The sequence below is a fragment of the Parasphingorhabdus sp. JC815 genome, assembly GCF_040717415.1.
Taxonomy (GTDB): Bacteria; Pseudomonadota; Alphaproteobacteria; order Sphingomonadales; family Sphingomonadaceae; genus Parasphingorhabdus.
Genome location: NZ_JBFEFM010000001.1, coordinates 92704 through 117618 on the forward strand (window position 1 = coordinate 92704; position 24915 = coordinate 117618).

The following is a 24915-nucleotide window of genomic DNA, read 5'->3' on the forward strand; positions in this document are numbered from 1 at the left end:
ATCGGGCCGATTCATAAATCGGCCAGAGATCATCTAATCGGCCACTTTTGGGTTTATGGTGGGCGTTCCAGATACGACCAGCGATAGCTTCGGCGAGCCCACGGTCATTCGTCCCAGTCGATATTCGAGCTGGTGATTGTCCGGCAGCTCGGTCCCAGACGACAACGAATTTTCCTCTATGCTCGCGGAGCCGCCATTTCCGTTCGAGCTCGAGTGTTCTCTGATCAGATTTTCGCATTCAAACCTCACCACTGCTGCCGCCGGAATGCGAATCAGTTTCTTTCCCAGCTTAAAATAGTCCAATTCTCCGGCCTCGACCAGATCACGGATGAACTGCGGAGTGCAGTTCCATCGTTTTGCAAGAGTTTGGGGAGAAAACGGCGGATCGATCATATGTTTTCTTCAAATGCCTCGCTTATGCGGCGGATGGCTGTTTGGAAATGCTTCGGGTTATGCTCGATGCCGGTAAAGGTCTTTCCGGTTTTGATAGCGGCAACGCCCGTGCTGCCGGTTCCCATGAACGGATCACAGACGGTTTGACCCGCTATGTTGCACATGATTTTGTCCATGACCTTTTCAGGCTTCACAGTGGGGTGATCGTGCGTTTTGCTTGGGGCCACCGGCGCGGTGACGTAGCGGTGGAAGTCGTGATGTTCCTGACCGGCGGGATGGTGGCCGCGATGCCACGCAAGGAAATAGTCGCGAGCGCCATCTTCGGTCCAACACATGAAGAATTCTTCTATATCTGCGATCAGGTTCTTATTGTGATGCGGTGCCGGGTTTTCCTTTTGCCAGTGCATCAGTATGTTACGGTGAAATTGCTGCTTCAGATAGCCTTCCAGATCGTGACGCTGGTCAGCATGGAAGAAAACCACGGCTTGACCACAGCGATTTGGATTTATGATGGTGTGATCAAAGCCGCTGGTCAGTCCTTCGGCTATCATTTGGTCGCTATTCCCTCGATTTTTCCGCCATTGACCGCCGCCAGAATTATCGAACAAATATGGCGGGTCCATGCAGTCACAGTCCATCCAGCCCAATGTTGGCCGGATTTGGTAAGCATCGCCGCAATAGAGCCTGTGCGGGCCGATTTGGGCTAGACTAACATCGGGTGAGCTGGCCGTGTCAACGCCGATTACGGTCGGCTTTGGGTTGAATGGCCGCATATCGGCGAGGGGGAGTTCCCACATCATTTTTCTTCTGAATCGTGGATTTTCAGATCGATGTCGCAGCCTAGAGCGCCTTGCAGAGCGGTAGTTGCGGCTTCGATATCTATGGCCATAGTGCTTTGATCATTTGGTGGGACTTTGATTGTCGCTTTCAGTTCCGGTTCGCGGAACAGTGATTTGGGCAGGGTGGCATCAAGTTTAATACGCCGTTCGTAACGATCAATTTGCGGTATGCCACGAGTGAGGCGCAAGCCGCCTTTGTCATCAAATACAAGCCATGCAGAATAGAGAATGTCCGTGCTTGTGATGCGGGAATGACTGGTGCTCATGCTGCTATCCTTTCGCTGCCAAGGAAAGCAACATCATTGATAGAAATACGGCTGCAGTCCGGATCGGATATATCGACATAGATCCCAAGGCGCAGGAACAGGTTTGTATTTACGCCGGGTTTCACTTCGCAGATGACTGTGCCGGTTGCAGGTTCGTATGCTTTTTCGTCACCTGCTGTTTCATCGGTATTGCCATAGTAGGACGCCAGAAGGGTGCAGCCACCGCACAGTAATTCTTGTTCGCCATCGGTTTCGATGACATGCCAGTCAGATGGTTTGCCCATGCCCTCTGGTCGATGTTCGGTTTCACCACATTTGCATACCCATGCTAAGCAGGCTATTTTTGATTGATTGGTCATATTCATTTTCCTTTATGCGAAGCTGAAATAATTGATGGCAATTGCGGTTACTGCGATGATGAAGCCGATCAGAGCGATTGGCGGGCTTGGATTCCAAAAAGAATGTTCGCCCGGCATTCGCGGGTGACAGTCCCGGCATTTGCACCAGTTGCTGTGCATCCTCTGATTGACGCTAAGCGGCGTATTTTTGAACGGCATGATGTCCTCCCCTTCTGTTGTTATCGGTGATCGGATCGAGCGCGTTGGTTCCGTTATGAATGCGGAATTTGGCTTGATTGCGTAGTTCGTGAGTGGTGGCGGCAAGCCAGTAAACGTCTTTGCGAAAATGCTTCTTTTCCAGATGCCAGCGCATCGCGATCACAAGCTGGGCTTGCCGCTCCAGCTTTTCATCAAATCCATTTTCTTTGGCAATTTCCGCAATTGTCGACAGGCTTTGATCAAGTTGATCCTTGCGATCCTGATAGTTGGTGGAACATGCGCGCTGGCCTTTGCCGGTGACGATCCATTCCCAATCTTCGACAATGAAGGTGAAGATCGCGATTTGATGGTCCGCATCTTGCTTTTTCATTTTTCGCTGATGAACGAGGTAAGGCAATTTTCGTTTGCGGGTCGCCAGCATCTGTCTGGCTTGATCCAATATGGCGTGATGATCGCCGCGCAGGGTTGGCGGTTCGGGCGATATGATACCCATCCAGTCACGCTCGTTTGGTCCAGCCAGGTCTATCATTTCAGATAATCCTTTCGACGTGGTCAGGTTGCTCAAATACCCAGCATCGATAAACTTTACCGTCAGGCGCATTGACGGGTTTGGTTTCGATATATTTGCGGGATTGTGAATTGCGGAGTAGGCGTTTGAGCTGCTCCATGTCGGGTGTGCGAAGCATGGCTTTTTGCGTAGCTGCTTCAAAATGGGGAAGATTGATCGCGATATATTGATCGGGTTTGCGATGCTTGTTGAGGCTGGTGCCTTTTTCGTGCCGATCGTCATCCTCGCCGCGCAAAATATAATCGACCTTTTCCCAGAAGTCCGCGACCGTTGGATGATCGCCACCTGAAGAAAGCTGCCGCGCAAGAGCCATATTATCGACTTCGGCAAGTGTCGCGCTCACCCATTGGGGCTTAATGACCGGGAACATGTTCGGTAGGGCTTCGAGTGCCGCGGCTAATTGGCTGTGGCACTTGATACAGCGGGTGTTGGTCAGTCCAGAGACGCGGCCACGCATGGTTTTATTATGATGTTCAAATTGTTTGAAGAAAAATGGCAGAAAATCGGCTTCTTGCCGAATTATATGGACCAATGTTCCAGACATGGTTTCCATTGGCATCCGTTCAATCCGAATTGCGGCAGCACTGGTTTCCTCCGACCAGTTGGCTTTGTCGATCCGCATGGACATGATGCGTTCCAACACCGCTGGCATTGCGTCAATCGGGTCATTCTGCATGAGATATACCGAGCCGAGGAACGGTTGTTCACTGGTTTCATTGCCGCTGGATTTCATGCCCGTGCCACGAGGTGAGCGACCATTGAAGAGGGTCAGCAGTTCATTCCAATCAAACTGTTTACCGTGGCTGGTGCGGCCTTGTTCCCGGTTTCCCTCGATCAGGCCGACTGGTAAATTGGAAACGCCCATCATGGAACGGGCGAGGAAGGCGACTGTACCTTTATTCGGGTCTAATCCTTCATAACCAAATCTACCGAATGACCGCCAGATGGCTTCGATCAAAGTAGATTTTCCGGATCCCGCTTCGCCAGTGATTTCAAGGAAACCGAGTGATTTATGCTTTTCGCGTATCTGGACTGCGAAGGCGCTCATGCAGAAAAAAGCAAAGGCGATCAGCCCCTTTGGTCCCCATGCCGTCCAGATGTCCTCTATCCAGTCGAATTGCAGCTTGTCAGGATCATAGGTGATATCGAGCAGGTTCTGGCTTGACCGGCGTTTGACAGCATCTCTGCCCAAATCGAAATAATTCTCGCGGTTTTGCGTGATAACCTTGCCATCGCGTACGGCGATGTCGCCCAGTACCCATGCTTTATGGGGTGCGCTGTAGCCGGTGAAGTTTATCGGCTCGACGGTTTTCAGATCCCGTGTTTGAACACGCATGATGCGGTCGAGCTGCTCGGCAGTACCAGACCACATCCCGGCAAATGCCATGAGGCGCTTTTTGAATTCGGCACTAGTCGCGCAGGCGGCAGCGCTGAACCGTGCCTTTTCTGTTTTTTGCTTGGTGGGGAAGTCAATGCGAATGAAGTAGCTGGTTTCGTCCAGTATTTCGTCACGTTCACGATAAAGGATATTGAAGGCGCAGTTAGCAATTTCGGTGACAATCAGTGTTCCGGCCTGATCTTCTGTCTCGCTGGACATCTTGGCGCAGTATAGCTGATTGTTATGACGAAATTCAAAGCTGCGGTAGGAAGCCCGGCCATTTTCAAGCTTGTGCGCCATTATCAGTTTGGCTTTATCCCGTGCAGTGGTCGCTACCGTTATTGCGCCATTATACAGAAACTCACTGATCGCGACTTCGCCCAACGGTGATTTTTCTTCCTCGCCCGACCAATCGCGATGGCGCAGCCACAGGTCGTTCCAGTCGAGTTTGGTTCCTTCGCCATCTGGGCGCACCTGTGCCGCTTTGGTTTCCCAGCCTTCATCGCTTAGCTGCTGGACAAATTTCTTGGTGTAGCGGACGCCTGCGGAACCAACATCAAACGCAAATATAATTTCAGGTCGTTTCTTTGGTGTCGGCCCATCGAAGATCGCCTTTTGCAGCTCGGCAAAGAATTTTTCGGGATAGACATTGACCGACATGGCCGAAACCGTAGCGCGATTGGTTTCGCGTCCGGCAAAAGCAGTACGCAATGCGAGGGAATCAAATATTCCCTCTGCAATCCAGATTTCATCCATTGCAGCCAGTGCAGCGAAATCATCTTGCGGGTGCATCCAGCAATGGCCGCGCCAGCTACCGCCCTTTTGGAAATGCGCTTTTTTGCCAAAGCGACCGGGCTTGTCGATAATCCGTTCCCAATAAGTGTCGTTCGGCAATTTGAAACGGATCGTTGCGCCAGTGGCACCGCTTTGGAAGTCCTTATAGACTTCCTGCGTATAAGCGCCGCGCAATCCCTGCAGGTCGAGGCCGCGCTCATGACTAAGATATGCGTCGGCAGCGGCGTTAGGGTCGCTTTCGGTTGCTTCAAAGCGTTTTGACCAATCCTCGAACAGATCAGGGAGAATATTGCGAACACTATCTTCAAACCCGCATTTGTCCGACCGGCTGCATCGGATAATTTTTGGATCGTCAGCAGCGCAAAATAGTTCCCACTTTCCGCATTCCGGGCATTCGCCCGCTTGCATCCAGTTGCCGCCGGTCTTTTTGAAGCGGTACCGCTGTTGCAGCGCCTTGATTATTTGCCCCTTGAAATCCATTAGAGTGCGATCTCATGCAGATCGGCGGGGATTTGGATTTGATACTGGTCGAGGCGTTTGTAAAAGTCAGTGATGTGCATACCGGGTGGCATCGTGCCGCGACGGGCGTGGAAGCTGAAAACAGCGCGCAGATAATCCCTGTTCGCATCAATGTTTTCCGACCGCTGCTGGAGATTGTTCTTCACTTCATAGGGGCGGTCCAATATTTTGGGCGCTATAGTCATTGATCGCGTTTGGCGATTGTGCTGGCGCAGGATCAATGCAACGGTTTTGCTTTGCAGACCGTAGATTTGACCAATTTCCATTGGGTTCTTACCGCCGTCGAACATGGCGATTATCGCTGCATTACGTTGCTGTAATGTCGGGCGCGGCGATGTTGATTTCAGGGGTAATGTAGACATAGTTATCCTTTGCGGAAAAGCGCGGCTTTCCGTTCAATTCTGGTTTCAGATTTTCGGGTGGATTAGGTTTCGAACATGGGTATTTGGCGTGGGTCCGGTGCCTCTTCGCCCGGTGGTAGATATGTTTTTCGCGGCACACCGGCAGGAGCCATCGGAATATCGATATCAGGATTGTCGATGGCGCTGGGTGAAAGCAGATAAACGACTTGCATCTGCGATTTCCAAGTCGCGCCGCAATCTGTGTTCATGCATTGAATATGCAAATCCCGCACCGTAGGTGTTACCATCGTGCTGCTGCGCACACGGGCGCGGTCATGACATATAGGGCATATTTCTCGCAGGGTGCTTTTGCCGCGCTCACTGATAGGGGGCGGGTGTTGTGTGGCGGTCGAGGCTTTTGATGCGCTCATAATCCGTCTTGCTCCATTAGTTCCAGTTCGGCATCCATGCTCACAGCCACACGGATCAGATCGGCAATTTCCTTGCGAATATCGAGGATTTCCTTGCCTTTAATCTCGCCATCGTTCGCAAGTGCGCGGCAAACGGCATTAGCAATCTCGCCACCTTCCTTTGACTGAATAGCCAGCAAGTGCAGCATATCGCTGCGGTTTGCTTTAACTTCGGGCTTTTTGAAAAGGACGTATCCGGCGCGGCCAGCCAGATAGCTGGTGACGTGAGGATGCCCCTGTTTGCCGTGTGTGAGGGATTCCAGTTCCTCGACAACGGAAATCGGCATAGACTCCGCGTAATTGGGCCGTGAATATTTTGACAATTGCGCTTCGGACTTGCCGGTAAATTCTGCCGCCGGTGCAATGCCGCCAACGGTTTCGATCAAACGGCGCGCAGCGCGTGATTGGGCCTGTTCATTGACGGGCAGCTCGACTTGGCTACGTTCGCTCATGATTGCTTCCCCGCCGCACGAAAGCGATTGTCGGATTGTTTCGCAGACAGATTATGCCCACCGGCTGTATTGAGTGGATATGAAGACGATATCGACATTCAGGCAACCCTCCGGTCAGCAAGATACATCCGGCTGTCATTCCCTTGATCCGTTCCGTGGAAACGGATTTCGAGATCAGGTTCAGTGTCAGGTGCTGGGGGATAATTCCGTGGGTATATATCTGGGCGAAGATCGTGACGAGATACGCCGTAAAGTTTCTCGGCGCGCAAAACATGTTCTGGAGGCATGCGCTTCGTCGACTGAAACCATTTCCAGACTGCGGTAGTGGAAATTCCGAGTCCACGCGCCAAGGAAGCCATTGAACCAGCGCGACGTTCAATCTCTTTTAGAGCAAGATAAGGTGTAGATGTATCAACCATGGTTGCTATTAATATAAGCAAACTTATAATCGTCAATAGCAAACTAATAATTATTAGCGATGTTATTGGTCTATTTGATAAAAATGTCCGATTCTCGTGATATTATTGCGCATCGCATCCGTCTTCGATTGAAGGAATTGTCGATGACTCAAGGTGATTTAGCTGATGCAGTTGGAGTGACCCAAGGTGCTATCAGCCAAATCATTACCGGAAAGACGAACCGATCCACGCTACTACCTGTCATTGCTGAGCATTTGTCTGTAAATTATTCTTGGATCGCGGGAACTACCGACAATTTTATCAGTCTTATTGGCAAGGATGGTTCTGGTGTAACAGAGCAAGAGTGGCTTGAAGGAGACCGCTGTCCAGATATTCAACCGATATATCGACCAGAACCACGACCAGCTGTTACAGAAGTATCACTTTCAAATTCTGAAGTGCTGCAAAACTCTGCAGTTTTAAGCGATGCGCAGGCAAAGCAACTTGGCTTAGCACTAATCCCTGAATTGGCACTTGGCTATTCGATGGGTGGCGGTAGCGTTCATGAAATGTACGAACATACAGGTATTGCGCCGTTCAAGCGTGAATGGCTGCGTCCGATGATGAAGGGCAGTTTTGAAGATCTGTTCGTAGCGAAGGGGGAGGGTGACAGCATGATCCCGACAATGCTTGATGGCGATATCGTGCTGATCGACACTGCACAAAAGGATATATTGCAACAGGACCGCATCTGGGCGTTGTCCTATGGGGATCTGGGCATGATAAAGCGGGTCAGGAAGCTTCCTGATGGCGGCTATCAGATTAACAGTGATAATCAGGCGGTAACACCTATGACCGCCTATGACGGCGAAATGCACGTCATAGGCCGCGTGATTTGGGTAGGGCGACGGATGTGAAGGCGAAGATCGAGTTTGGTTGCTTGTCTCTGGCTATATTATTGCCGATTGCAGTTTCACCTCTTTCCGGCTTTTATGATTGATATCGATAATCGGGAGGATGAATGTGATGGCAGAATATAAAAACGGATTCGAAAACTGGAAAACATGGCACAAGGTTGCCATTGGTACTGTATTTGGTTTCATAGCTTTGCTTATGATCTTGGTATCATTCGCCCCAGAACCTGAACAATCCACCGATGGGGGCGGTTCGGAAATCGCGATAGAACAAGATGAACCAGCAATCACTAACACCTCCGCCGAGGCTGAAAAAAAAGCCGCAATATTACAATATTGGAAATCGTTCGCCGCGAACATCATGCCGTGCGACGAAGCCAATACTGCGGCTATTGAAGGCCTTCAAAACACAGAAGCCATAGGTATTTATGCAGCATTTGATCTTGCGAAGACTGCCGAAAATAGATGCGCTGATACATGGCTTGGATTTAACAAATTAGAAGAGCCAGAGATATTAGGCGAAGCGCAAACTGATATTCTTGAGAAGGCGAAGAAGGATTGCGGTGTTGCATATTTTACTCGCAAACAATCCTTGGAAACGCTGCAAAAAGCCATTGATGGCGATATGCGGCCATCCGTTGTCCAGAGCTATAAAGAAGACAGCCAGTTTGCGCAAAACGGTGCGCTTGCATGCATAGCAACCGTAATGTCGGTAGCTATGGAAAACGGTGTCACCAGTGACGAGTTAAAGCTCGATTAACCCGCCGTTTCCATCGTCACACTGGTTCGCAAGCCATTACTGTCGATGTCGGTTTTTACTTCATCGACGAGCCACTTAATTCCGTCGATCTCGCTATCCCAGCCTGATAGTGCCACTTTCGCATTGGGAATTACGGTCGGATCGCCCAGCGCGAGATCATAGGTGAAGGCATAAACGCTGCGCTTTGACCGAGCGGCTTCTGCTTTCGCTGCCGCCTCGGCATCCGCTTTACTGGCATAAGTCTTTTTCAGGCGCTTTCGTTTGCCGCCGCCAATTTTGATGGTTTTGGTTTTGGCCTCGTCCTGATCGTGATATTGCGCTTCGGCCCCGTCATGGTCGTTATGATCGGCAGCGCGGAATGACCATTTCCAGCCATCACGTTTTGTCCAGGTGATTTCCGGTAGTGCTTTGCCGCTGGTCGTGGTGTCGGCCCCGATGGGCATGAAGATCAGCGTATCGTTCTTCCATGTCGCCACGGCATCATAACGTCGACCAAGATCACGTACAAACATACGGTTTGATTTTGTGCCTTGCTCAATCGCCTTGATTTCGATGCTGGACAGGTCGGGATGCACTGATGCACTTTGCCCGTCTGCGTTGGCAATTTCATTGATGATTTCGCCCAGAGTCGTATCTTTCCATGCCCTATCGCGGCGTTTGCGGTGGACGCCAGTCATGTTGGCGGAGCGGGCGCGAATAGTGATTATATCGGGTGCACCTTCACGTTCGACTTCATCGACGCGGAATTTGCCCTTCTCAACCAGTCCGGTCGTTACATCATTGCCGCTTTTCCATCCCAGCGCGAGAGACAGGTAAACGCCCTTTTTCGGCGCGGCGATCTTGCCGTCATGATTGTGCAGGGTAATTTCCAGCGCATCGGATTCCTCTCCGCGTTTTTCGGTCAGGGACAGGGACAGGAAGCGCGGATCGATCTTGTCAGCCAGATCAGTGCCATCATCAAGGGTCAGGCGCAGAGCGGCTATATTCGCGGCCATTAGTCTGCTCGTTCCAGATCAACCGCGAAATCAGTGGCGCGGGCAAAGCCGCCAGCCATTATCGCTTTTTGTCGCTGGTCCACCGCAATGATACGGAATTCGCCAAGCACTTTTCCGCTGCCATCGACAAGCGGCCAGTGATCGCCGGTTCCTGCCATTTCAATCAGGCGGTCGATTGCGCCATAGCTGCCCGCGATTTCAGGGACCAACATGCCAGATAGGGTTATGGTGTCAGCGCCCGGCCCAACAAACTGGCTGGCTGGCCGCGCACCAAAGCGTTCGGACAGTGCGTGACGCCAGTCTATGCGCCGCTCCATTTCGGAATAGGCAAGGCTGTCCATGCCAAAAACGAACATACCAAGAGAAAGTAGTTCACGCGTCATCGCTATATGCACTCCGTTGATTGACACCTTGGGCGCGCTTCAATTTGGTCATGACTATATCGGCGAGCTCATTCACATCTTGACCCGCTGCGCCGTGAACGTGGATTGTGATAGGAGCCGCGCTGCCTTCATTTGCTGCTATTGCGGACCCCGAAGATGCGGCGCGTTGAATAGAGGTGGCACCGGCGGGTGAGAGCGCCAGCGTACCGGCGCCCGCGACGCCCGCAGCCATGCGCCCAGCGGCATTGATGGCACGTTTTCCGCCTTTTGTTATGCCTATCTCCATGCCCTGCGCCATATAGTCGCCCAAGCCCATAAAAAGCCGGGAAGGGGATTTGATGCCGAGCAGATCTTTGACGCCTGTGATGCCCTTCATAACGACATTTTTCAGAGCATTGAACACAGCGCCCGGTGCGCTGGTGATACCATTGACCAGACCCATGATGATATTCTTGCCGATGCCAAGCATCTGGCTATGCAATCCGATGATAAAATTGACACCAGCCATGAAGGTGGTTTGTATATTGGCCCAAGCCTGTCCGAGCCACGCAACAGCAGAGAAGAATGCTGCTTTGATCTCATCCCAATAATAATAAATTCCGTATGCTGCCACGGCGATAGCAGTGACCAGTAGCCCGATTGGATTCATCAGCATAGCGCGGCCCAAAAACAGGATGGCGCGCCCGGCAATCATTGCGCCGCCTTTTAACAAGGTGAGCACGCGGGCGAAGCGAGAAACTCCTGCCACGTTTGTTTTTCCGAAAAATTTAAATATAGATGCAGCTGGTCCGAGCAATCCGCCAAAGGCGAATTGCAGAGCGCCCAGACCGATACGCAGAGCAGCGATTGCGCCGACCGACTTCATTACCATTGCAGCTGCTTCAGGGTTAGCCTGCGCCCACATGGAAATTGCCGTGATGCCGGAATTTAGCGCCCCGAACATCTCCGTCATCACTGGCAGTACGGTAGTTCCCAAAGTTATTGCCAGTGCCGATGCTGTACCCATGAAAGAATTCCAGCTAACACTGGCATCATTCAAAACCCGTTGATCAAACGCTTTATCAATCGTGCCGCCGCCCGCTGCGATATTTTTGCGGATGCGGCGATATTCGTCAAAGTTCTGGATAAGCGCCAGTATACCCATGCGCGCTTGTTGATCGTTAAAGGCAAAGCCGAGCTTGCCCATATCGCCTTTCGTGGCCTGTTTCGTGATCGTTACGATGGCTTCCATCGACGACATGCCGCTGTCAGTCAGCTTTTTCATGGCGGCAGGCAGATCAACGCCGAAATTCTTCTTAAAGGCTGAGATGGTCGCAGGCGCGTTGATTTTGGCAAGCAGGTTCTGGATATTATTCGCGGCTTCGTCGCTATTACCGGCGGTTTTCATCGCCACTTCCAACGCGGCGGTCAAATCGGTGACTGCGGGAACGCCGGTGCCGCCCAGCGCTGCAAGCTGCGCAGTCAAGCTTGGGAAGTGCTTTGCCATGTCCGCGACTTCAAAGGCACCCTCGTTCGCTCCGGCGGCCATGATATCGAGCGCAAGACCAGTTTGTTCAATCGGAATTCTGAGGTTGTCCAGATTTGCATAGGCAGCAGCTGCACCGTCTGCGAGTTCGACTTTAAAGGCCGTGCCCAGTCTGCCGATCGCTGGTGCCATTAACGCCGCCTGTCGTGGATCCAGACCGCGCCCTGCCAGTACGTCAACGGCGGCGCGCATGTCTTCAGGCAGTTGCTTTATCGCCGCTGCACTGGCTATAATGTTGTTCTTCAGTTTTGCGGTTTCAGCGTCAGTTAGCTCAGCCTTTTGCTGAAGGTCCACCATCCCGCTGGAGAAATCACCTGCTGCCTTGGCCGCAAGTAAGAGTGGCGCAGCAAGCGAGGCTCCGGCGACAATATTTTCGCGTCCGCTGGCTTTCAATTCCTGTCCACGAGCGCGGATCTGGTCAGCCTTGGCGATGACGGACAGGTTCTTATACTGGGCTTTCAGCTTTTCATTTGCTCCGGCAGTGGCGCGTTCAAGCTCGCGTTCCTGATTTATGAGTTTGGTCATGTTGCCAGAGCCGCTGGCAATTTCGCGGCGGACACCGGCCAGTTCCCGTTCCAGCTTCCGCGCTTCATCCTTCATGCCTTTGAGCGCGCCCGCGCTCTTTTTGCCGGTGCCGATTATGTTCTTCAATGCGCCGGAAAGTTTGTCGGTACCGACGAAATTAACGGCCAACAGCAGCTTGTTACTCATTGTGGCTGACCTTTCCGGATATCATGGGTTTCAAGTCCCGTTGCCGCGCATTTCATTCCATCTTCCGACCGCCAATTCGCGCCACATCATCAGTTCATTCAGGGACATTTCCTGCAAATCAGAGAGCGGCCAGTGGAAAATGGCGGCTATGTCAGCCATCAGGGACTCGATTGACCCTGACCGTTCATCATTGTCTCGATCATTTTCCGCTCTGTCGGTGTCATAAAAAAACCGCGAATGGTCCCTGCGATCTGACCGAAATCATCAACCTCAAGTCCGTTGACCTGTTCTGTATTTAAAACCGGCTCGCAAATGCGCGGGATGATCGAGAGCATAGCGTTGACTTCGCTTGTCATGATATCTTGGAGAGATAGTCCGCGCAGCTCGCCTGCGGTCGGTTTGCGCAGGGTCAGTTCCTCGATGGTTTTATCACCAACTATGATCGGGGTGGAGAGAGTGACGGCGTCAATTTTCTTGTCTGTCATGCGGGGTTCCTTTGATATGCGGGGTAGGGATTTGAACCGGCGGTGCTAGGCTAGGGCCAAGTTCTCACCGCCGGTTCTCCGGCCATCGCGCCCTGCATGAGCCGCGATGGCCGTTAGGTTAATTTGTGATTATGGCCATGATTTCGGCGTAACGATCGACGCCATCGACAGCGAATACACCGGCAAGCATATCGATTTCCAGTTCGGTGCGGCCATCGACGACGCGCTTGTAATAGGCGACCGGCAGCTTGTATTTATGCTCGGTATCGTCGCCGGGTTTGGCCGTGCCGGGGTCAATTTCCTGAAACCGCCCACCCAAATAGATTTCCACTGCCTGCGCGTTACCGCCATCGTCGCTTTGATATGCCCCGATCAAGCGGACACGGACACCTTCAACATCGGTTGTACCGAATTTGCGGAACAGTGAGGCTGTGTGACCGGCCATGGTCAATTCCGCTTCCATAGGCTCCAGCCCCATATCGATCTGGACCGCTCCGATCATGCCACCGCCGCGATATTCTTCCATTTTGATTGCCAGCTTCGGCTCTACATATTCGGGGATCACACCCAGATAGCTTTTGCCATCGACAGAGGCATTCAGGTTTTTCAGTTTGCGGGGCAGGGACATGGTGGCAATTCCTTTACGTTACGGTTTTTCGGCGCGGACTAGTTCAGAAGGTCAGCGAAGCCGGTGTAATAGAAGTCGGTAATGATCAGACCGATTTCGGGATTTTCGAGAGGCGCAGCCGGTGTATATTCAATCCGGAATTTCGGACGGCCAGCGGCTAGTGCGGATGGCTCGTTGTCATCGGCGTCAAAGAATATATCTGCGCCAATGATCTTGCCATCTGCTTTGAGTTTGCGAAACCGGGCATTGCAGGTTTCCATAATATCTTTGATCAAGCCAATGGTCATGGGCTGGTCCATGAACGGGCGAACGACCTCTGCGATTTCATCCTGCAATGCGTGGCTCGTTCGCACTGCACTTTCGAACGCAAATTCAGGTTTATCTGAACATGTGCGATTGCCCCAGTACCGGAATCCGTTGCTGCGGACGATAGTAGTAATTTCATTGTCGTTCAGCAATCCGGCAGGTGTTGACGGGTCGAGAAGGTCAAAATGGATGTCACGATCTATGCCGGTCACTCCGTTGATAGCGACGTTGGAAATTGTCTTATGCCATCCGATTTCTTCATCAATCCGGGCACGCAACCCCATGGCCCGTGCAACCGCATCGCCATCAAAGCCGCCGGTAAATTCGGGCCAGATCAGCATAAGCTCCCGCGCAGCATAATTATCACGATCAAGAATAACCGCTGCTTCAGTCTCGCCTTGCGGGGAGGCATAGGCAAAAGCACGCAGCTTTTGCGCCATCTCGATCAACTTTGCAGTGATAGCGGCTGTATCAAGCCCCGGCGCACCCAAAATACGGGGGCGCACGCCGACTTTGGCTTCCGCAGCCAGCAACGCCTGCATGCCGGTATATTGATTATCGATCACATCGCCCAGCACGTTGGCTTCCTCGGTCGCTGGCAGATCGTCAGGCAATACACGGACAACAACCAAGATCGGTGTGGTCTGGTCAGCAATTGCATCTAGGGCGGCTTTCAAAGTGCCTTTGTCACCGGCATTAGACAAAGCATTGGTGATATTTGTTACGAGAACCGGTGTGTCGACCGGGAAAGCCGTATCCAAAGCGGCTGTGATTTCAGGCGTCGTACCATCCGCAGTGGCAACCAGACCGATGACGGCCAAAGATGCGTCCTGGACGGTACGAGCGCCAATGGCGGATTCAGTAATTTTCAGGCCGTGGGTCATGATGGTTCCTTTGTTTTACGGGGCAACAGTCGGCGCACCGCCGACACGGATAGGGATGGAAAGAGATACATGTGAATTGGCGGCGGGCAGATCAGTGCGGTCGCCCTCTATGGTTATCGATAGACGACCGGATGCTGGCTCACCGTCCATCGTCACCTTGCGCAGCTTCAGTCGCGGTTCCCAGCGCGAAATGGCAATTGCTGTTGCTGCATGAACCAGAGAGCGGGTTGCGATGTTCAAGGGACTGTCAATCAAGTCGAACAATAAAGACCCATAATCGCGCCGCATGACCCGCGTTCCGATAGGGGTAGATAGGATATCGGCGATGGATTGGGCCAGATGTGCGTTGCCATCCAATGATTTGCCGGTAATTTTGGAAAGACCGATCATTCCGGCGCACCTGTTTTTGCGGTTCCGGCTGCAACATTTCCGTGCAGGTGATTGATCAGACTAATGTCCCCAGCGACCATATCGCCAGTGGAAGTAATCTGGCCATCGACGCTCACATCGCCGGTTATTGTGACGGGGCCAGTGATTGTAATACCTTCGCTAGCAGTGATTCTGACGCCGCCGTTAGCAGTAGAAATAGTCATGAGATGTTGTTCGGCATCGTAAGAAACCGTGGTTCCGTCTTCAAACGCAATCAGGTCGGGGTGCTGGTCGCTGGCTGGCGGAAATAGATTACAGGCAATGGATGTGATGATTATTCCGGCGGCAACCTCCCCGGCGGGGAAGGCGACCAGAACCTGTTCGCCAACAACTGGCGGTGACCAGATGCGAGTTTTGCCGACACGCGATGCCCCCCATTTAATATCGGGCGTTTCAATCGCCCCAGCTTCAGGGTCGCCAATCTGAACAGAACATCGTGCTGCCACCAGATCGACAGCCAGAACGGTCCCGATGCGGATCAAGGCGGCGGGGTCAAGCGGAATATCTTCAGACAAAGGAATGGATGAAAGCATGCCGCTGACATTCATGGGTTGGGTGCTAATAGCTAGGCGTTGTCGTTGTAACCGCTGTTTTTACAATAGTAAGAGGGAGTTAGTGGCGGCTTGGTTATCAACTCATCTGATACCGCTTTGCACAAAAGCACTCATCCAATGGTTCGTTCATCTATTAAACCCGCTGCGCGAGCTTCTTCGAAACCAAAAGTCATCTTGATGTGAAAATCCTCACTGTCGGTATCAGTGAGTATAGCAACATGTTCGACGTGATCGGGGGTAACGACTGTTCCAGCGGGGATCACGAGATCGCGGTTTAATTTATATGTAATCATTGTACTCACCTTTATGTTAGTTAATCCGATACCTGAATTTCATGCGATATTGCGCCGTTGCAGCAGCGTCTTTCAGGTTACGGTAAATGCTGTCACTTCCCGGCAAGAGCGCAGGTCCGCTTATGGGGATATCCGCGACCCCGTTTGTGAAGGAAAGCGCACTTAATGCAGTGTTGAATGTTTCGTTCAACGCTGCGCTGCGGCCCGCGCTGATTGCAGCAGTGCCGAAAGTCCCTCCGTCATAATCTATCACTTGTGCGCTGTATATTTCGCCGCCTAGGGCTTTAATCGCCGACGGGATCCATGCTTGCGTTCCACTATCAACAGAAGCATCAAGCAACGGTGTGATAAACTCGCGGATATGGTTGGTTCCTTGTGGATCTCCACCACCCATAAAAGGAAAGTTACACGAACCGCCGACAGCGGCTTTCACTGATGCGTTGGCAGCGTAAGCTCCTTTTAGTGCATATACAGCATTAGGGGCGGCGTGCGCAAAATGCGCACCCATTTCAAGGTCATGTGTTTCGGTCGTAGGGAGGTTTAGCCAGAGCCAAAATAAGTCCTCCGTAGGATGAGGGTGGAAATTCATCCCCTTAATAAGACCACCACGAATGCGGCCAAGCTGCATACAAGCTGTCCTGGCTGTTACGCTATAAGTTTGAGCATTACTGATAAATCCACCGAGAATAACTGGTGCATTTGCAGCAAAAACAGTGCCTACTTTCCAAGGTGTAGAGCATTGCTCGAAATTATTATCGTTAGCAAAAAGGCTGTTAACCACACCTGCGCCAAGGTTATTATCAGAAGCAACCCAAAATCCATGCAAACTGCTTTCAACAATATTGTGGGTTAGCGCGACATCATATGATTGGCCTATACGCGCTGCTCCACCACCGGAACCGCCGGTCAGTGTGTTTCCATCTATCAAGCAACCGTTGATATTGTTGTTAAGATCGAGTGCCCATGTGTTAGAACCGGCCCCCGGTCCGCCCGCGGCGATAAAACAACCCTTTACTCCTGCGCGATAGCTCAAGTTTGCCTTAACCGCTGGTGTATCACCCGAAGAGAAAAATCGGCTCCGCTCTAAGAGCCAATTCGGTGCGTTATCCATAACAACGCACGGACCGCCGACGTTTTTAGCAGACACACCTATCAGGCTTTGACGTCTTTCAAGGCCCGTCCCGTCCCCTAATAGAAAAATGGGAGCAGGGTCACTACTGATAAAATGGAAATGGGTGTCGCGCAGCGCATTGGCCACGCTAATCGGATGCGAAAACTCTCCAGCTCCCTCAATCTTTTGCCCATCCGCTAAACGTATGGTTTTCACTGCGTACGCGTCTTGAGGTGCCGGAACTGAAAACGACCGGCCAGTATCGCAAAGCGCCTGAAATTTGGCTGTTTCAGCTATTCGTGCTGGCTCTGAAGTATCACCAACACCACTTGCTGAAAGTATCCGGCTAACTTGTGCGTCGAGTAATATCTTTCGCAGCACAACAGGATTAGGTAAAGAAGGATCAACCGAAACAGGTGTATCGAGGTCATGTCCGGTACGCACAATAGCCCCGACAGATAAGTCAGTGTCGTTCTGCTTGATGACGTTTACATCTATATCATCCACAGGTGTTCCGCTGTAATCACCCGCGCGCCACGAAAACGAGCCGTCAATCGCTGTGCCTACGATGGTGTAGGATTTATTCGTTATCGGAGCCGCTTTCAAGGCTTCAAGCGTGGTGAATGTCGAGTTTGCGGGGCCGGTATCACCTTTGATTATCTGCGAAGAGGGCAGTTGTGACGCAACCAGATCAGCCAATAACTGGGTCGAACTGCGCATTGTTTCGTTACTGGAAACCAGCGGAACATTTTCACTACCGGTGAGAGGGCCAGTCAGCGGGGGAAGTAATGATATTTTTGTCATCTTAATTGACCTCCGGCCATGAAGGATGATTTGAAAGGTCGATGGCCAATATCGCTGCTGCATCGGCCATAGCGGCAATTTCCGCTTCGATTGCATCCGAAGCTGCACGAATTGCATCAATCTTCGAGAACCGAGCCGTTGCCTCTGCGCTCATTGTGTCCGCCGATTGCGCTTCACGAATGTCATTCATCTGCCGGTAAATTGGAGATATGGTATTTATTCGTCGTTCCGCTTCCTCTTTGGTGCGTCGGGTCATGAGAGTGCGGGACTCAGATAATGATAACGGGTCTGGCCATTTAACTCTGGGGCTTCCCGTTTCGCTATCTGCTACAATTTTAGCCCCTTGCGATTGATCTGCGATCAATTCTTCATGCAGCGCTGTTGAAATGGAAACAGCACCCTGCGGTAAAGCATTTCCATGAATGGCAGTGTCGAGGAAACCGCCTTTATTATCGTTCAGGCTGCGCGAATAATATATGGCCATCGTTACCTTCCCACTGCAATATAGGCTGTTCCGACCGAACTATCGTGCGCGCTATATGCCGAAAATCCGGATGCGGTTATTGATGATGTGACCACTCCGGGCGAGTTATCCTGCTGTGCTCCCCCTGATGCCGGATCGCCGCTGATGACGACTGAAAAACAGGCAGTCTGAAAGCTAACCGGGAACAGTACCGGAGTAGTGCCATTGGCCGAAGCAGTAAAACGGCCTTGCTGGATCATGAAGCCGCCGGTACCGGGCAATGTTACATGGCCATTTTGGGTCAGGTTTCGCGGTAAACCGGACAATGCCAGCGCGGTCAAAGCCTTTGTATCATCGGTCCCCGTAGCAACGTCTGCGGGCGATGCCTTTGGTACAGTCAACACGCGATTGGCTGTCAAATCGCCGCCACCTGTCACAAGGCCGGAACCTGTAATTGTCCGGTTACGCAGCGCATTTATTGCGGCATTCAAACTGGTCGAGAGCGCATTAATGGTACCGTTAATCGCCTGCGCCAGCGCGTCCAGTACCCGTCCTACCTTTTTGGGCGTCATAATACGGGTATCATCAGTCCCGGCATCTGCCTCACCGTTATCTGCGATTTCAGCGATGCCTTTGACCGTTTCAGACGCGGGGGGATAAGTGAAGGCTGCGCTTCCGAATGTAATATTGGCTGCGGCGCTATTATCAAAACTGATATCGTGAGAAAATAGCGCGAATGCGAGAGCCGCTTTGGAAAGAACGGGGTCCGTTTCGCTGGAATAGACCGCAAATAATGTGCCGTCTGCCAGATATAGGCCGAACCCGGTTACATCGTAAGTGTCGGAGCTGGTGTCATAAGCGGTCAGATGGATAATATTTTCGGCCACAGGCAACCCTGTTACCGTAGTCACCAATTTGAATTCTCCCGGCAATGCTGTGATTGTGCGAGATGCAACAAAGGGCATATTCGACAGGCCGAGAGAGACAATTTGAATATCATCCGATCCGCCGCCTTGCGCATCAACGAGCGCATCCAGCCCGGCATCGGTGATAGTCATTAAAAACCCAGCCATCAGGATTCCTCCAACAATTGTCCGGCTTCCGATTGCATCGGTTCACCATTTTCGGTTTGCAGATAATTATCCCATCGTGGGTCCGGATCGTGGCGGGCATCAAAGTCCGTGCGCGCATAAGTCGCAGGCAATCCGCCGCCGGTTAAATAAGCGCCAGCTTGCGCTTCAAGAATTTGCACGAAATCGAAATGGGCGCGGACAGGCTTTACAGCGACGATATCGCGAATAATGGCATTGACGGTTTCCGCATTCAAAAAGCTGGCGGGTATAAGATTGGCCGGTGCGCGTACTTCAAAAGTATGTGGTTGCCGTTTCGGATTTGCTTCCCACCATTCCACGACCTGTAGCAGCGGGTTAAAACGCTCCAAAACTTCCTCAACAATTGCGCGAGTGCCTTTGCGACGGTGGAAAGCGATAGCATCAGCCACCTCCGCCCGTTTCTCTGCTTCGGTCCAATCGGAATCCCATTGCGATATGGCAAGACCCCATCCCAGAAACGGCAATACAGACGCAGGGCAGGTCCATGGATTCCACAATGTACCGACCGCTGACAGATCCACGTCCATACGCAGCGCGTCTTCAATCGCATGCTCGGAGGCTGCGCTATTGGGCGGTAACAGGCTTTTGGCCAGCGTATCGGAGGGAATAGTCATTAATCAGCAGTGCCAGCGACGGAGACGTTAAGATTCACCGCGTGCCCCGATTGAAGCATGGTTAGAACGATATCCGTGGCGGGCGCGGTCAAATCAACGCGCTGAACCCCGGCGACATGGAGCGCGGCAATCAGGGCAGATTGGTTAATATCGCGACCAAGGCGCTTCACACTGTTTAAAAAATTGTTCAGTGATGCCAAGGCAGTATTGAGGATCAGCGTTTCATCGGGACCGGCATAAAGCCACAGATTAGCCGTCACATCAAAATCAATGATCTCTGCGCTTTGCACGGTGACATGGTCGGTAAGCGGCCTGACCGCCTTGTTTTGTAGCACCGCGCTTACTGCGTTTAATGTCTGGGCAGGCGCGGTGCCATCTCCCGTGCGGGAAAGGATAGAGACGACAACTTCGCCGGGGCTTGGCGATGTGGCGGACGCATCCAGTACGTCACCGCTGGCGCTCTGTGCGTGATAAACATAGGCCAGTTCCGGCCCTGCAACCGAAAAGCTATGCGGCGCAAGCAGGACACGGCGGCGCAGATCATCATCACTTTCCATTACGGCGGGAGCGCCGGTGACCGGATTTGCAGGCGTCGTGACAAGCCGCGTGACACCGTAAAGCGCCGCGAGCTGGTCAAGCGACCCACCGGTGGCATAAGCCAAAAGCAATGACCGTGCGGCATCGTTAAAATTCTGCGCCAGAACCATTTCATCATAGCTGTCTGCCTCGATCAGCTTAATCGCCGGATCGCTTTCGACCAGTGCGGAAAATTCGGGGAGAAGCGAGATCAGACGATCAATTTTCGTCTGACGCCGCGTTTCAAAATCGGGCTGGACAATGAGTTCCGGCGCGGGAAGACGCGAAAGATCGATTGCTGGTGAGGTGGCGATTGATGAAACCATAGACCGGCATTGGCCGATGCAATGGCGTTCTAACTAGTGGCTGCTGTTGTAAGAGGTCGCTTTACAACAGCAGCACCGAGATTGCTTTCCGAAACAGTCCGCAGACTCATTGAAAAATCGCTGAACGATAAGTGATAGCACTTTTTGCTTGCAATATACATTGTGCTAGCATAATATGCTTGCATGAACAACAAGCACGCCAAGACGCTCAAGGCCATCTTTACTGATCCGGTATCCGGTACAATTGGATGGAGTTCGGTTGAGGCGCTGCTTGTTGCGGTTGGTTGCAGAGTAATCGAAGGAAACGGTTCGCGGGTCCGGTTTGAAAAGGATGGCGCAATTGAAACTTTCCATCGCCCGCATCCAGCCAAGGAAGCAAAGCGATATCAGGTTCGCGCCGCCCGCGCCTACCTGATACGGTTAGGAGTGACCCCATGAACAATGTTATGAACTATAAGGGCTATAGCGCACGCGTCGAATATGACGATGATGACGGCATTTTCTTCGGACAGGTTGCGGGCCTGCGCGATGGCATCGGCTTCCACGCCGATACTGTTGAAGACCTGCGGACAGCCTTTCATGAAGCTGTGGACGATTATCTTGAGACCTGCGCGAAAGCAGGGAAAGAGCCAGACCGCGAATATAGCGGCAAGGTTATGTTCCGTATTAACCCTGAATTGCACGCGCGCATTGCTAAAAATGCCGAAATGGCAGGTATGAGCATCAATCAGTGGGGCGAGCGGGTACTTAATCAAGCCACGACATGAGTTGGCTAATCACCCAAATGCTTTGCCGCCGCGTCAATTATTTCGTCGCGGTCGGCATTGCCAAAGCCGAGCAAGCGCCGCTCGGTCATACGGGCCTTGATGGTGCGGCCATCATGGGTTTTGCCGATAAATGATTCCAGTCCGTAATGATGTTCTGATGCAACGCGAGCGGCCCCACCAATGAAACTCAATTCAACGCCTTCAGGATCTGTGCGGAGTTTCATATTGCGGACAAGTCGCAGCCTCCGGAACATCTTGCCTTTGCGCTTTACCCGTCCGGACTTAGTCGATTTGCGGGGTTTTCGTGGTAAGCGGGGATCCATGGCACCGCCATCGGGTTCTTCATTTCTGGCGATGCGCCCGGTATTACTACGGCGAATTGCCTGTCCGATTTTAAGTGACAGTCGCCTGCGTGCAGCGGGTTTCAGCTTTGTCAAATAGCCTTCCAGCCACGGTTCCAAGGCATCCAGATCATCGGCCATGGGTGTTAGTCTTCAACGCTGTGGCCAGTCAAAGGCGGGGTCGGGTCAAACAGACCGGTGTCGTCGTTAAATAGCAATGCTGGCTCCGCGATATGCTCCAGATCATCCTTGCCATTTTCATTGATCGTTATCTTAACCGATTCCGTCAGCATGATTTCAAGCGACATATCGACCGCTTTATTGTCAAGAATATCGGCTTCGAATGTTAAAGCGTCGTTTGGCGGAACGGTCAATTCCGGTTGATTGATACGCGCCCAGTCCAATATTGCCAACATGACGATGCTAGGCGATCCGGCAAAGTCAGTAATGATGATATTCAGCTTATAACGATATTCAAATGACCGGTCTGTGGTCATGAAGCCTCGCACACTGCCCCGGTCGATGAACATCAGTAATCGTTCTGCATCGCGGGACAGTGAAGGGATGGTAGCAACTATAGCTGTCCGTAAAGAGTCGGGTTTAATCATCAGCGCCGCTATTCACATCGATTAGCACCGTACCGGCATAAAATGCCTGTAGTCCTAGTAATTTATCTATGCTGCGCTGGGCATCGGTTATTCGGGCAGTAAGGTCTTGACAATCGGCGGCTCCAAAAGCGCGGCAGGTGGCATCGGGATGACCGGACATTGCCGCGTCTGTGCTACTGCCGGAATTGAGGCCGGTCGTTTGTAACTGCTCGATGCGTTGCTGCAGGCGGTCAGCGCGACCAGCATAAGAAGCCATGCGTATTTCATATTTTTCCCTTTCCTTTTCGGCCACGACGGCGGCTTCGCGTTCGACGCGGTTGATATTCTGCCTATCCAGTTCCTCTGCCGCGCGAGTGGCCGCGATATAACCGATGATGGTTGCATTATGAGCGGTCACTTCGTCCTGGTATCGTTTCGCCAAAATCGTTTTTGCGCCGGACTGCACCGCAATTTCATGATTTTTTGAGGGAATGATGCAGAGCCAAGTCCATATTGTCACCGCAACGAGCACACAAAATAATGCATTGCCGGGGTTTTTTACTGCCCAGCGGAATAATTTAGCGAGGAGGTTAGCCAGCCATTTGAAACCGGATAGCAGACCAAAAGCCATATTTGCGAGGAGGCTCATGCTACCAATCCGTTGAAATAGCTACGGCGCGAATATGTCAGCGTCTGATTTCGCAGCCGATCGGCCCGGTAGCTGCAATGTATCCAACCGGAATTGGGGTTTCCGCGGATATAGTTTTCAAGGATGAGCTGATCGAAGGTGATATTATCGCGTATCCACTTAGCCAACTCATAATTGGAAATGCCGGTGATTTCGAAGTCAGCGGCTTCGCCTTTTGCGTGTTGTGATGTTTTTTTGGAGCCGATGGCGATACAAAGCGCAGGTGATCGAAAGCCGCTGGTGATACGGACGGGGCGATTGAAATGGGCACGCACCGGTTCAAGCACATTCTCACATAGCTGCGTCATCTTTGCGATATGCCCCTTTGTAGGGGTGTTATCGATTTTCCGCTTTTGGGCAGTATCGCTGTACGTAAATTCGGCCAGCGAAAAATGGGGGCTAAGACGCATTATCGTTTCCCTTTTCATGATGACGTTGTTCAATCCGCCAACCGTGCCAAATCGCCTTGGCAAGCGGCGGTAAAAACAGGAACAGGCTGATGATTGTGAAGCTTTCAGTCGGAGACATTTTTCTTCCCCGCTGCCCCCAAATCAGGCAGGCCAAGGCGCTTCCGGAAAAGCCATTGTGCGCCGTCAAGCAACATTGCAAAGCCGACACCGCCCAAAAACATAGCGATTAATACGGCGACTATGGGATTCAGCCCCCAATATTCCACCGCCGTAACCGAAATGGTGGCGAAGGCGGGTAGAGCAGAAAGTTCTGACCACGCAAGCCAACGCCGCCTGCGCGTCCAGTGGAGCGCTAATACAGGATCATCTGGCGGATCGGCTGCGAGGCGGAACAGAAACATGCCCAAACGTCCGCCGACTATGGTCGCGGCGGCGATCAGCGCTGCGAGCCACCAAAATAGAAAATTTCGTAATTCTTCCATGCTTAATCCCACAAATTAACAGTTTCACGAATAGCCGGTGCGGCAGTGTTGATTTCCGGCAAAATAACTGTCTGACCTTCGGCCAGCTTTGGGCCAGCAGCAGCAAGTCCGGGATTAAGCTCCAGCGCTTGCTCTGTAACACCTGCAGTGCGGCCAAGTGTCCGCCAGCAGAGGGCGTCCAGCGTTTCTCCGGCAATTGCCGCGACAATCATACTAGGTCGACCATGTTACGCTGCACCGGTGTTTCAGCGCCAATGGAGAGTAGATCGGTCACTGCATTATGTGCGAGGCGGCGATAGCCATCAGCCGAAATATCCTCTTCATCGGCGCGGTCGCGGCCTTCGATGGTTGCGGAAATGTCGCGGTACAGGTCGGCAATCTCGGCAGCAGTATAATATCGGATAATGCGCTCCCAGATGATCACTGGCCGGGACTTTCCGCCGATGCTGATATCGTCAATATCTTCAAGTCTCGCGATGCCAGTGGCAGCAATAGCACTACGCCATTTTGACAGCATCTTCAGGGCCGTCAGCGCCGCGCCTTCGATCGCACCTAACAATCGCTCGTGCGAAACGACGCCTTCCCCCATTCGGACCTTGGAGCGGATGTCAGCGACCCTGATGTCGGGGAACCAGCCATCCATAACAACCGTGGCGTCTACCGGATCAACAGGCAGTGCGGGGGAGGAAATAAAGCCGCTCATATTTCACCTTTCCTGTCAATTTACGGCCTGTTAATTTACGGGTGGTGGGGAAGACCGGAACGGTATCTAGGCGACCCTTCGCCGATCC

General features: G+C 52.2%; 37 protein-coding genes and 1 pseudogene. 4 read left to right on the forward strand and 34 right to left on the reverse strand.

Annotation, left to right across the window (positions count from 1 at the left end):
- Positions 1-33: 33 nt before the first annotated feature.
- The 11 genes and pseudogenes from AB1K62_RS00420 to AB1K62_RS00470 form a co-directional block, all read right to left on the reverse strand.
- Complete coding sequence (locus AB1K62_RS00420; RefSeq protein WP_367000350.1) at positions 34-393, reverse strand: helix-turn-helix domain-containing protein; 360 nt, start codon at positions 391-393, stop codon at positions 34-36.
- Positions 390-1193 carry a DNA methyltransferase gene (locus AB1K62_RS00425; RefSeq protein ID WP_367000351.1) on the reverse strand — a complete coding sequence of 268 codons (804 nt, stop codon included), beginning with the start codon at positions 1191-1193 and terminating at the stop codon, positions 390-392. Before AB1K62_RS00425 ends, AB1K62_RS00420 begins: the two co-directional genes overlap by 4 nt.
- The gene (locus AB1K62_RS00430; RefSeq protein WP_367000352.1) at positions 1190-1498 is read right to left on the reverse strand and encodes a hypothetical protein; all 309 of its coding nucleotides are present in this window, start codon (positions 1496-1498) and stop codon (positions 1190-1192) included. Before AB1K62_RS00430 ends, AB1K62_RS00425 begins: the two co-directional genes overlap by 4 nt.
- A complete protein-coding gene (locus tag AB1K62_RS00435; RefSeq protein WP_367000353.1) occupies positions 1495-1857 on the reverse strand; it encodes a hypothetical protein in 363 nt (120 codons plus the stop codon). The genes AB1K62_RS00430 and AB1K62_RS00435 overlap by 4 nt, the downstream gene beginning before the upstream one ends.
- A 172-nt stretch (positions 1858-2029) precedes the next feature.
- Positions 2030-2584, reverse strand: a complete 555-nt coding sequence (locus tag AB1K62_RS00440; RefSeq protein WP_367000355.1) for a hypothetical protein — start codon at positions 2582-2584, stop codon at positions 2030-2032.
- 1 nt (position 2585) lies between these two features.
- Positions 2586-5276, reverse strand: coding sequence for a toprim domain-containing protein (locus AB1K62_RS00445; RefSeq protein ID WP_367000356.1), 2691 nt, complete (start codon positions 5274-5276; stop codon positions 2586-2588).
- Positions 5276-5677, reverse strand: coding sequence for a hypothetical protein (locus AB1K62_RS00450; RefSeq protein WP_367000358.1), 402 nt, complete (start codon positions 5675-5677; stop codon positions 5276-5278). The genes AB1K62_RS00445 and AB1K62_RS00450 overlap by 1 nt, the downstream gene beginning before the upstream one ends.
- Positions 5678-5739: 62 nt before the next feature.
- The gene (locus AB1K62_RS00455; RefSeq protein WP_367002077.1) at positions 5740-5889 is read right to left on the reverse strand and encodes a hypothetical protein; all 150 of its coding nucleotides are present in this window, start codon (positions 5887-5889) and stop codon (positions 5740-5742) included.
- Positions 5890-6087, reverse strand: a pseudogene (locus tag AB1K62_RS00460) (ogr/Delta-like zinc finger family protein); the annotation flags it as partial.
- Positions 6084-6578 carry a phage regulatory CII family protein gene (locus AB1K62_RS00465; RefSeq protein WP_367000359.1) on the reverse strand — a complete coding sequence of 165 codons (495 nt, stop codon included), beginning with the start codon at positions 6576-6578 and terminating at the stop codon, positions 6084-6086. The pseudogene AB1K62_RS00460 and the gene AB1K62_RS00465, both read right to left, overlap by 4 nt.
- A gap of 98 nt (positions 6579-6676) precedes the next feature.
- Positions 6677-6997 (reverse strand): YdaS family helix-turn-helix protein, encoded by a 321-nt coding sequence (locus AB1K62_RS00470; protein ID WP_367000361.1) that lies wholly within the window; start codon positions 6995-6997, stop codon positions 6677-6679.
- A gap of 83 nt (positions 6998-7080) precedes the next feature.
- Here AB1K62_RS00470 and AB1K62_RS00475 point away from each other — a divergent pair, with 83 nt between their 5' ends.
- Positions 7081-7893 (forward strand): S24 family peptidase, encoded by an 813-nt coding sequence (locus tag AB1K62_RS00475; RefSeq protein ID WP_367000362.1) that lies wholly within the window; start codon positions 7081-7083, stop codon positions 7891-7893.
- Positions 7894-8002: 109 nt separating this feature from the next.
- A complete protein-coding gene (locus AB1K62_RS00480) occupies positions 8003-8650 on the forward strand; it encodes a hypothetical protein (RefSeq protein ID WP_367000364.1) in 648 nt (215 codons plus the stop codon).
- Here the strand turns inward: AB1K62_RS00480 and AB1K62_RS00485 are convergent.
- The 15 genes from AB1K62_RS00485 to AB1K62_RS00555 all read right to left on the reverse strand — a co-directional run bounded on the left by AB1K62_RS00485 (position 8647) and on the right by AB1K62_RS00555 (position 20849).
- The gene (locus tag AB1K62_RS00485) at positions 8647-9645 is read right to left on the reverse strand and encodes a phage late control D family protein (protein ID WP_367000366.1); all 999 of its coding nucleotides are present in this window, start codon (positions 9643-9645) and stop codon (positions 8647-8649) included. The two genes, AB1K62_RS00480 and AB1K62_RS00485, sit on opposite strands and share 4 nt — an antisense overlap.
- Complete coding sequence (locus tag AB1K62_RS00490) at positions 9645-10028, reverse strand: phage tail protein (RefSeq protein ID WP_367000368.1); 384 nt, start codon at positions 10026-10028, stop codon at positions 9645-9647. Before AB1K62_RS00490 ends, AB1K62_RS00485 begins: the two co-directional genes overlap by 1 nt.
- A complete protein-coding gene (locus tag AB1K62_RS00495; protein WP_367000370.1) occupies positions 10018-12264 on the reverse strand; it encodes a phage tail tape measure protein in 2247 nt (748 codons plus the stop codon). Before AB1K62_RS00495 ends, AB1K62_RS00490 begins: the two co-directional genes overlap by 11 nt.
- A gap of 30 nt (positions 12265-12294) precedes the next feature.
- Entirely contained in the window at positions 12295-12423 is a 129-nt protein-coding gene (locus AB1K62_RS00500) for a GpE family phage tail protein (RefSeq protein ID WP_367000371.1), read from the reverse strand.
- Positions 12423-12749: a phage tail assembly protein gene (locus AB1K62_RS00505; RefSeq protein WP_367000373.1), complete on the reverse strand. Its 327-nt coding sequence runs from the start codon at positions 12747-12749 to the stop codon at positions 12423-12425. The genes AB1K62_RS00500 and AB1K62_RS00505 overlap by 1 nt, the downstream gene beginning before the upstream one ends.
- Positions 12750-12867: 118 nt before the next feature.
- Positions 12868-13377, reverse strand: a complete 510-nt coding sequence (locus AB1K62_RS00510) for a phage major tail tube protein (protein WP_367000375.1) — start codon at positions 13375-13377, stop codon at positions 12868-12870.
- 38 nt (positions 13378-13415) lie between these two features.
- The gene (locus AB1K62_RS00515) at positions 13416-14567 is read right to left on the reverse strand and encodes a phage tail sheath subtilisin-like domain-containing protein (protein ID WP_367000376.1); all 1152 of its coding nucleotides are present in this window, start codon (positions 14565-14567) and stop codon (positions 13416-13418) included.
- 15 nt (positions 14568-14582) lie between these two features.
- Positions 14583-14957, reverse strand: a complete 375-nt coding sequence (locus AB1K62_RS00520) for a GPW/gp25 family protein (protein ID WP_367000378.1) — start codon at positions 14955-14957, stop codon at positions 14583-14585.
- A complete protein-coding gene (locus AB1K62_RS00525; RefSeq protein WP_367000379.1) occupies positions 14954-15544 on the reverse strand; it encodes a phage baseplate assembly protein V in 591 nt (196 codons plus the stop codon). Before AB1K62_RS00525 ends, AB1K62_RS00520 begins: the two co-directional genes overlap by 4 nt.
- Positions 15545-15660: 116 nt before the next feature.
- Positions 15661-15843 (reverse strand): hypothetical protein, encoded by a 183-nt coding sequence (locus tag AB1K62_RS00530; protein ID WP_367000381.1) that lies wholly within the window; start codon positions 15841-15843, stop codon positions 15661-15663.
- A 16-nt stretch (positions 15844-15859) separates the two neighbouring features.
- Positions 15860-17758, reverse strand: a complete 1899-nt coding sequence (locus tag AB1K62_RS00535; RefSeq protein ID WP_367000383.1) for a hypothetical protein — start codon at positions 17756-17758, stop codon at positions 15860-15862.
- A 1-nt stretch (position 17759) separates the two neighbouring features.
- Entirely contained in the window at positions 17760-18242 is a 483-nt protein-coding gene (locus tag AB1K62_RS00540) for a hypothetical protein (protein ID WP_367000385.1), read from the reverse strand.
- A 2-nt stretch (positions 18243-18244) separates the two neighbouring features.
- Positions 18245-19294 carry a hypothetical protein gene (locus tag AB1K62_RS00545; protein ID WP_367000387.1) on the reverse strand — a complete coding sequence of 350 codons (1050 nt, stop codon included), beginning with the start codon at positions 19292-19294 and terminating at the stop codon, positions 18245-18247.
- Positions 19294-19947: a phage tail protein I gene (locus tag AB1K62_RS00550; RefSeq protein ID WP_367000389.1), complete on the reverse strand. Its 654-nt coding sequence runs from the start codon at positions 19945-19947 to the stop codon at positions 19294-19296. The genes AB1K62_RS00545 and AB1K62_RS00550 overlap by 1 nt, the downstream gene beginning before the upstream one ends.
- Positions 19947-20849, reverse strand: a complete 903-nt coding sequence (locus AB1K62_RS00555; protein WP_367000391.1) for a baseplate J/gp47 family protein — start codon at positions 20847-20849, stop codon at positions 19947-19949. Before AB1K62_RS00555 ends, AB1K62_RS00550 begins: the two co-directional genes overlap by 1 nt.
- 183 nt (positions 20850-21032) lie before the next feature.
- Between AB1K62_RS00555 and AB1K62_RS00560 the strand changes: the two genes are divergently transcribed.
- Together AB1K62_RS00560 and AB1K62_RS00565 are read left to right on the forward strand one after the other, a co-directional pair.
- Entirely contained in the window at positions 21033-21287 is a 255-nt protein-coding gene (locus tag AB1K62_RS00560) for a type II toxin-antitoxin system HicA family toxin (protein ID WP_367000392.1), read from the forward strand.
- The gene (locus tag AB1K62_RS00565; RefSeq protein ID WP_367000394.1) at positions 21284-21616 is read left to right on the forward strand and encodes a type II toxin-antitoxin system HicB family antitoxin; all 333 of its coding nucleotides are present in this window, start codon (positions 21284-21286) and stop codon (positions 21614-21616) included. Before AB1K62_RS00560 ends, AB1K62_RS00565 begins: the two co-directional genes overlap by 4 nt.
- A gap of 5 nt (positions 21617-21621) precedes the next feature.
- On the opposite strand, the gene AB1K62_RS00570 is transcribed toward AB1K62_RS00565, so the two are convergent.
- Genes AB1K62_RS00570 through AB1K62_RS00605 form a run of 8 tightly spaced genes read right to left on the reverse strand, consistent with a single transcriptional unit; the run spans position 21622 to position 24827 of the window.
- The gene (locus AB1K62_RS00570) at positions 21622-22098 is read right to left on the reverse strand and encodes a phage virion morphogenesis protein (RefSeq protein WP_367000395.1); all 477 of its coding nucleotides are present in this window, start codon (positions 22096-22098) and stop codon (positions 21622-21624) included.
- Between the two features lie 5 nt (positions 22099-22103).
- Positions 22104-22565, reverse strand: a complete 462-nt coding sequence (locus AB1K62_RS00575; RefSeq protein WP_367000397.1) for a phage tail protein — start codon at positions 22563-22565, stop codon at positions 22104-22106.
- The gene (locus tag AB1K62_RS00580; RefSeq protein WP_367000399.1) at positions 22558-23193 is read right to left on the reverse strand and encodes a hypothetical protein; all 636 of its coding nucleotides are present in this window, start codon (positions 23191-23193) and stop codon (positions 22558-22560) included. The genes AB1K62_RS00575 and AB1K62_RS00580 overlap by 8 nt, the downstream gene beginning before the upstream one ends.
- Positions 23190-23642 (reverse strand): D-Ala-D-Ala carboxypeptidase family metallohydrolase, encoded by a 453-nt coding sequence (locus AB1K62_RS00585; protein ID WP_367000401.1) that lies wholly within the window; start codon positions 23640-23642, stop codon positions 23190-23192. Before AB1K62_RS00585 ends, AB1K62_RS00580 begins: the two co-directional genes overlap by 4 nt.
- On the reverse strand, positions 23632-23760 hold the full coding sequence (locus AB1K62_RS00590; RefSeq protein ID WP_367000402.1) for a hypothetical protein: 129 nt from the start codon (positions 23758-23760) through the stop codon (positions 23632-23634). The genes AB1K62_RS00585 and AB1K62_RS00590 overlap by 11 nt, the downstream gene beginning before the upstream one ends.
- The gene (locus tag AB1K62_RS00595; RefSeq protein ID WP_367000404.1) at positions 23747-24124 is read right to left on the reverse strand and encodes a hypothetical protein; all 378 of its coding nucleotides are present in this window, start codon (positions 24122-24124) and stop codon (positions 23747-23749) included. The genes AB1K62_RS00590 and AB1K62_RS00595 overlap by 14 nt, the downstream gene beginning before the upstream one ends.
- Positions 24125-24126: 2 nt before the next feature.
- The gene (locus tag AB1K62_RS00600) at positions 24127-24336 is read right to left on the reverse strand and encodes a tail protein X (RefSeq protein WP_367000406.1); all 210 of its coding nucleotides are present in this window, start codon (positions 24334-24336) and stop codon (positions 24127-24129) included.
- Positions 24333-24827, reverse strand: a complete 495-nt coding sequence (locus tag AB1K62_RS00605; RefSeq protein ID WP_367000408.1) for a head completion/stabilization protein — start codon at positions 24825-24827, stop codon at positions 24333-24335. The genes AB1K62_RS00600 and AB1K62_RS00605 overlap by 4 nt, the downstream gene beginning before the upstream one ends.
- Positions 24828-24915 lie beyond the last annotated feature (88 nt).

Coding starts and splice junctions, on each gene's coding strand:
- AB1K62_RS00585 (WP_367000401.1), bottom strand. CDS start 23,642: ATGCGTCTTAGCCCCCATTTTTCGCTGGCCGAATTTACGTACAGCGAT.
- AB1K62_RS00435 (WP_367000353.1), bottom strand. CDS start 1,857: ATGACCAATCAATCAAAAATAGCCTGCTTAGCATGGGTATGCAAATGT.
- AB1K62_RS00545 (WP_367000387.1), bottom strand. CDS start 19,294: ATGGCTGGGTTTTTAATGACTATCACCGATGCCGGGCTGGATGCGCTC.
- AB1K62_RS00455 (WP_367002077.1), bottom strand. CDS start 5,889: ATGCAAGTCGTTTATCTGCTTTCACCCAGCGCCATCGACAATCCTGAT.
- AB1K62_RS00515 (WP_367000376.1), bottom strand. CDS start 14,567: ATGACCCACGGCCTGAAAATTACTGAATCCGCCATTGGCGCTCGTACC.
- AB1K62_RS00465 (WP_367000359.1), bottom strand. CDS start 6,578: ATGAGCGAACGTAGCCAAGTCGAGCTGCCCGTCAATGAACAGGCCCAA.
- AB1K62_RS00550 (WP_367000389.1), bottom strand. CDS start 19,947: ATGACTATTCCCTCCGATACGCTGGCCAAAAGCCTGTTACCGCCCAAT.
- AB1K62_RS00530 (WP_367000381.1), bottom strand. CDS start 15,843: ATGATTACATATAAATTAAACCGCGATCTCGTGATCCCCGCTGGAACA.
- AB1K62_RS00540 (WP_367000385.1), bottom strand. CDS start 18,242: ATGGCCATATATTATTCGCGCAGCCTGAACGATAATAAAGGCGGTTTC.
- AB1K62_RS00445 (WP_367000356.1), bottom strand. CDS start 5,276: ATGGATTTCAAGGGGCAAATAATCAAGGCGCTGCAACAGCGGTACCGC.
- AB1K62_RS00520 (WP_367000378.1), bottom strand. CDS start 14,957: ATGATCGGTCTTTCCAAAATTACCGGCAAATCATTGGATGGCAACGCA.
- AB1K62_RS00580 (WP_367000399.1), bottom strand. CDS start 23,193: ATGAGCCTCCTCGCAAATATGGCTTTTGGTCTGCTATCCGGTTTCAAA.
- AB1K62_RS00440 (WP_367000355.1), bottom strand. CDS start 2,584: ATGATAGACCTGGCTGGACCAAACGAGCGTGACTGGATGGGTATCATA.
- AB1K62_RS00485 (WP_367000366.1), bottom strand. CDS start 9,645: ATGGCCGCGAATATAGCCGCTCTGCGCCTGACCCTTGATGATGGCACT.
- AB1K62_RS00495 (WP_367000370.1), bottom strand. CDS start 12,264: ATGAGTAACAAGCTGCTGTTGGCCGTTAATTTCGTCGGTACCGACAAA.
- AB1K62_RS00470 (WP_367000361.1), bottom strand. CDS start 6,997: ATGGTTGATACATCTACACCTTATCTTGCTCTAAAAGAGATTGAACGT.
- AB1K62_RS00595 (WP_367000404.1), bottom strand. CDS start 24,124: ATGGAAGAATTACGAAATTTTCTATTTTGGTGGCTCGCAGCGCTGATC.
- AB1K62_RS00430 (WP_367000352.1), bottom strand. CDS start 1,498: ATGAGCACCAGTCATTCCCGCATCACAAGCACGGACATTCTCTATTCT.
- AB1K62_RS00505 (WP_367000373.1), bottom strand. CDS start 12,749: ATGACAGACAAGAAAATTGACGCCGTCACTCTCTCCACCCCGATCATA.
- AB1K62_RS00525 (WP_367000379.1), bottom strand. CDS start 15,544: ATGAATGTCAGCGGCATGCTTTCATCCATTCCTTTGTCTGAAGATATT.
- AB1K62_RS00555 (WP_367000391.1), bottom strand. CDS start 20,849: ATGGTTTCATCAATCGCCACCTCACCAGCAATCGATCTTTCGCGTCTT.
- AB1K62_RS00500 (WP_367000371.1), bottom strand. CDS start 12,423: ATGGCTGACATAGCCGCCATTTTCCACTGGCCGCTCTCTGATTTGCAG.
- AB1K62_RS00475 (WP_367000362.1), top strand. CDS start 7,081: ATGTCCGATTCTCGTGATATTATTGCGCATCGCATCCGTCTTCGATTG.
- AB1K62_RS00600 (WP_367000406.1), bottom strand. CDS start 24,336: ATGATTGTCGCGGCAATTGCCGGAGAAACGCTGGACGCCCTCTGCTGG.
- AB1K62_RS00490 (WP_367000368.1), bottom strand. CDS start 10,028: ATGACGCGTGAACTACTTTCTCTTGGTATGTTCGTTTTTGGCATGGAC.
- AB1K62_RS00590 (WP_367000402.1), bottom strand. CDS start 23,760: ATGTCTCCGACTGAAAGCTTCACAATCATCAGCCTGTTCCTGTTTTTA.
- AB1K62_RS00425 (WP_367000351.1), bottom strand. CDS start 1,193: ATGATGTGGGAACTCCCCCTCGCCGATATGCGGCCATTCAACCCAAAG.
- AB1K62_RS00450 (WP_367000358.1), bottom strand. CDS start 5,677: ATGTCTACATTACCCCTGAAATCAACATCGCCGCGCCCGACATTACAG.
- AB1K62_RS00575 (WP_367000397.1), bottom strand. CDS start 22,565: ATGATTAAACCCGACTCTTTACGGACAGCTATAGTTGCTACCATCCCT.
- AB1K62_RS00570 (WP_367000395.1), bottom strand. CDS start 22,098: ATGGCCGATGATCTGGATGCCTTGGAACCGTGGCTGGAAGGCTATTTG.
- AB1K62_RS00535 (WP_367000383.1), bottom strand. CDS start 17,758: ATGACAAAAATATCATTACTTCCCCCGCTGACTGGCCCTCTCACCGGT.
- AB1K62_RS00560 (WP_367000392.1), top strand. CDS start 21,033: ATGAACAACAAGCACGCCAAGACGCTCAAGGCCATCTTTACTGATCCG.
- AB1K62_RS00605 (WP_367000408.1), bottom strand. CDS start 24,827: ATGAGCGGCTTTATTTCCTCCCCCGCACTGCCTGTTGATCCGGTAGAC.
- AB1K62_RS00420 (WP_367000350.1), bottom strand. CDS start 393: ATGATCGATCCGCCGTTTTCTCCCCAAACTCTTGCAAAACGATGGAAC.
- AB1K62_RS00565 (WP_367000394.1), top strand. CDS start 21,284: ATGAACAATGTTATGAACTATAAGGGCTATAGCGCACGCGTCGAATAT.
- AB1K62_RS00480 (WP_367000364.1), top strand. CDS start 8,003: ATGGCAGAATATAAAAACGGATTCGAAAACTGGAAAACATGGCACAAG.
- AB1K62_RS00510 (WP_367000375.1), bottom strand. CDS start 13,377: ATGTCCCTGCCCCGCAAACTGAAAAACCTGAATGCCTCTGTCGATGGC.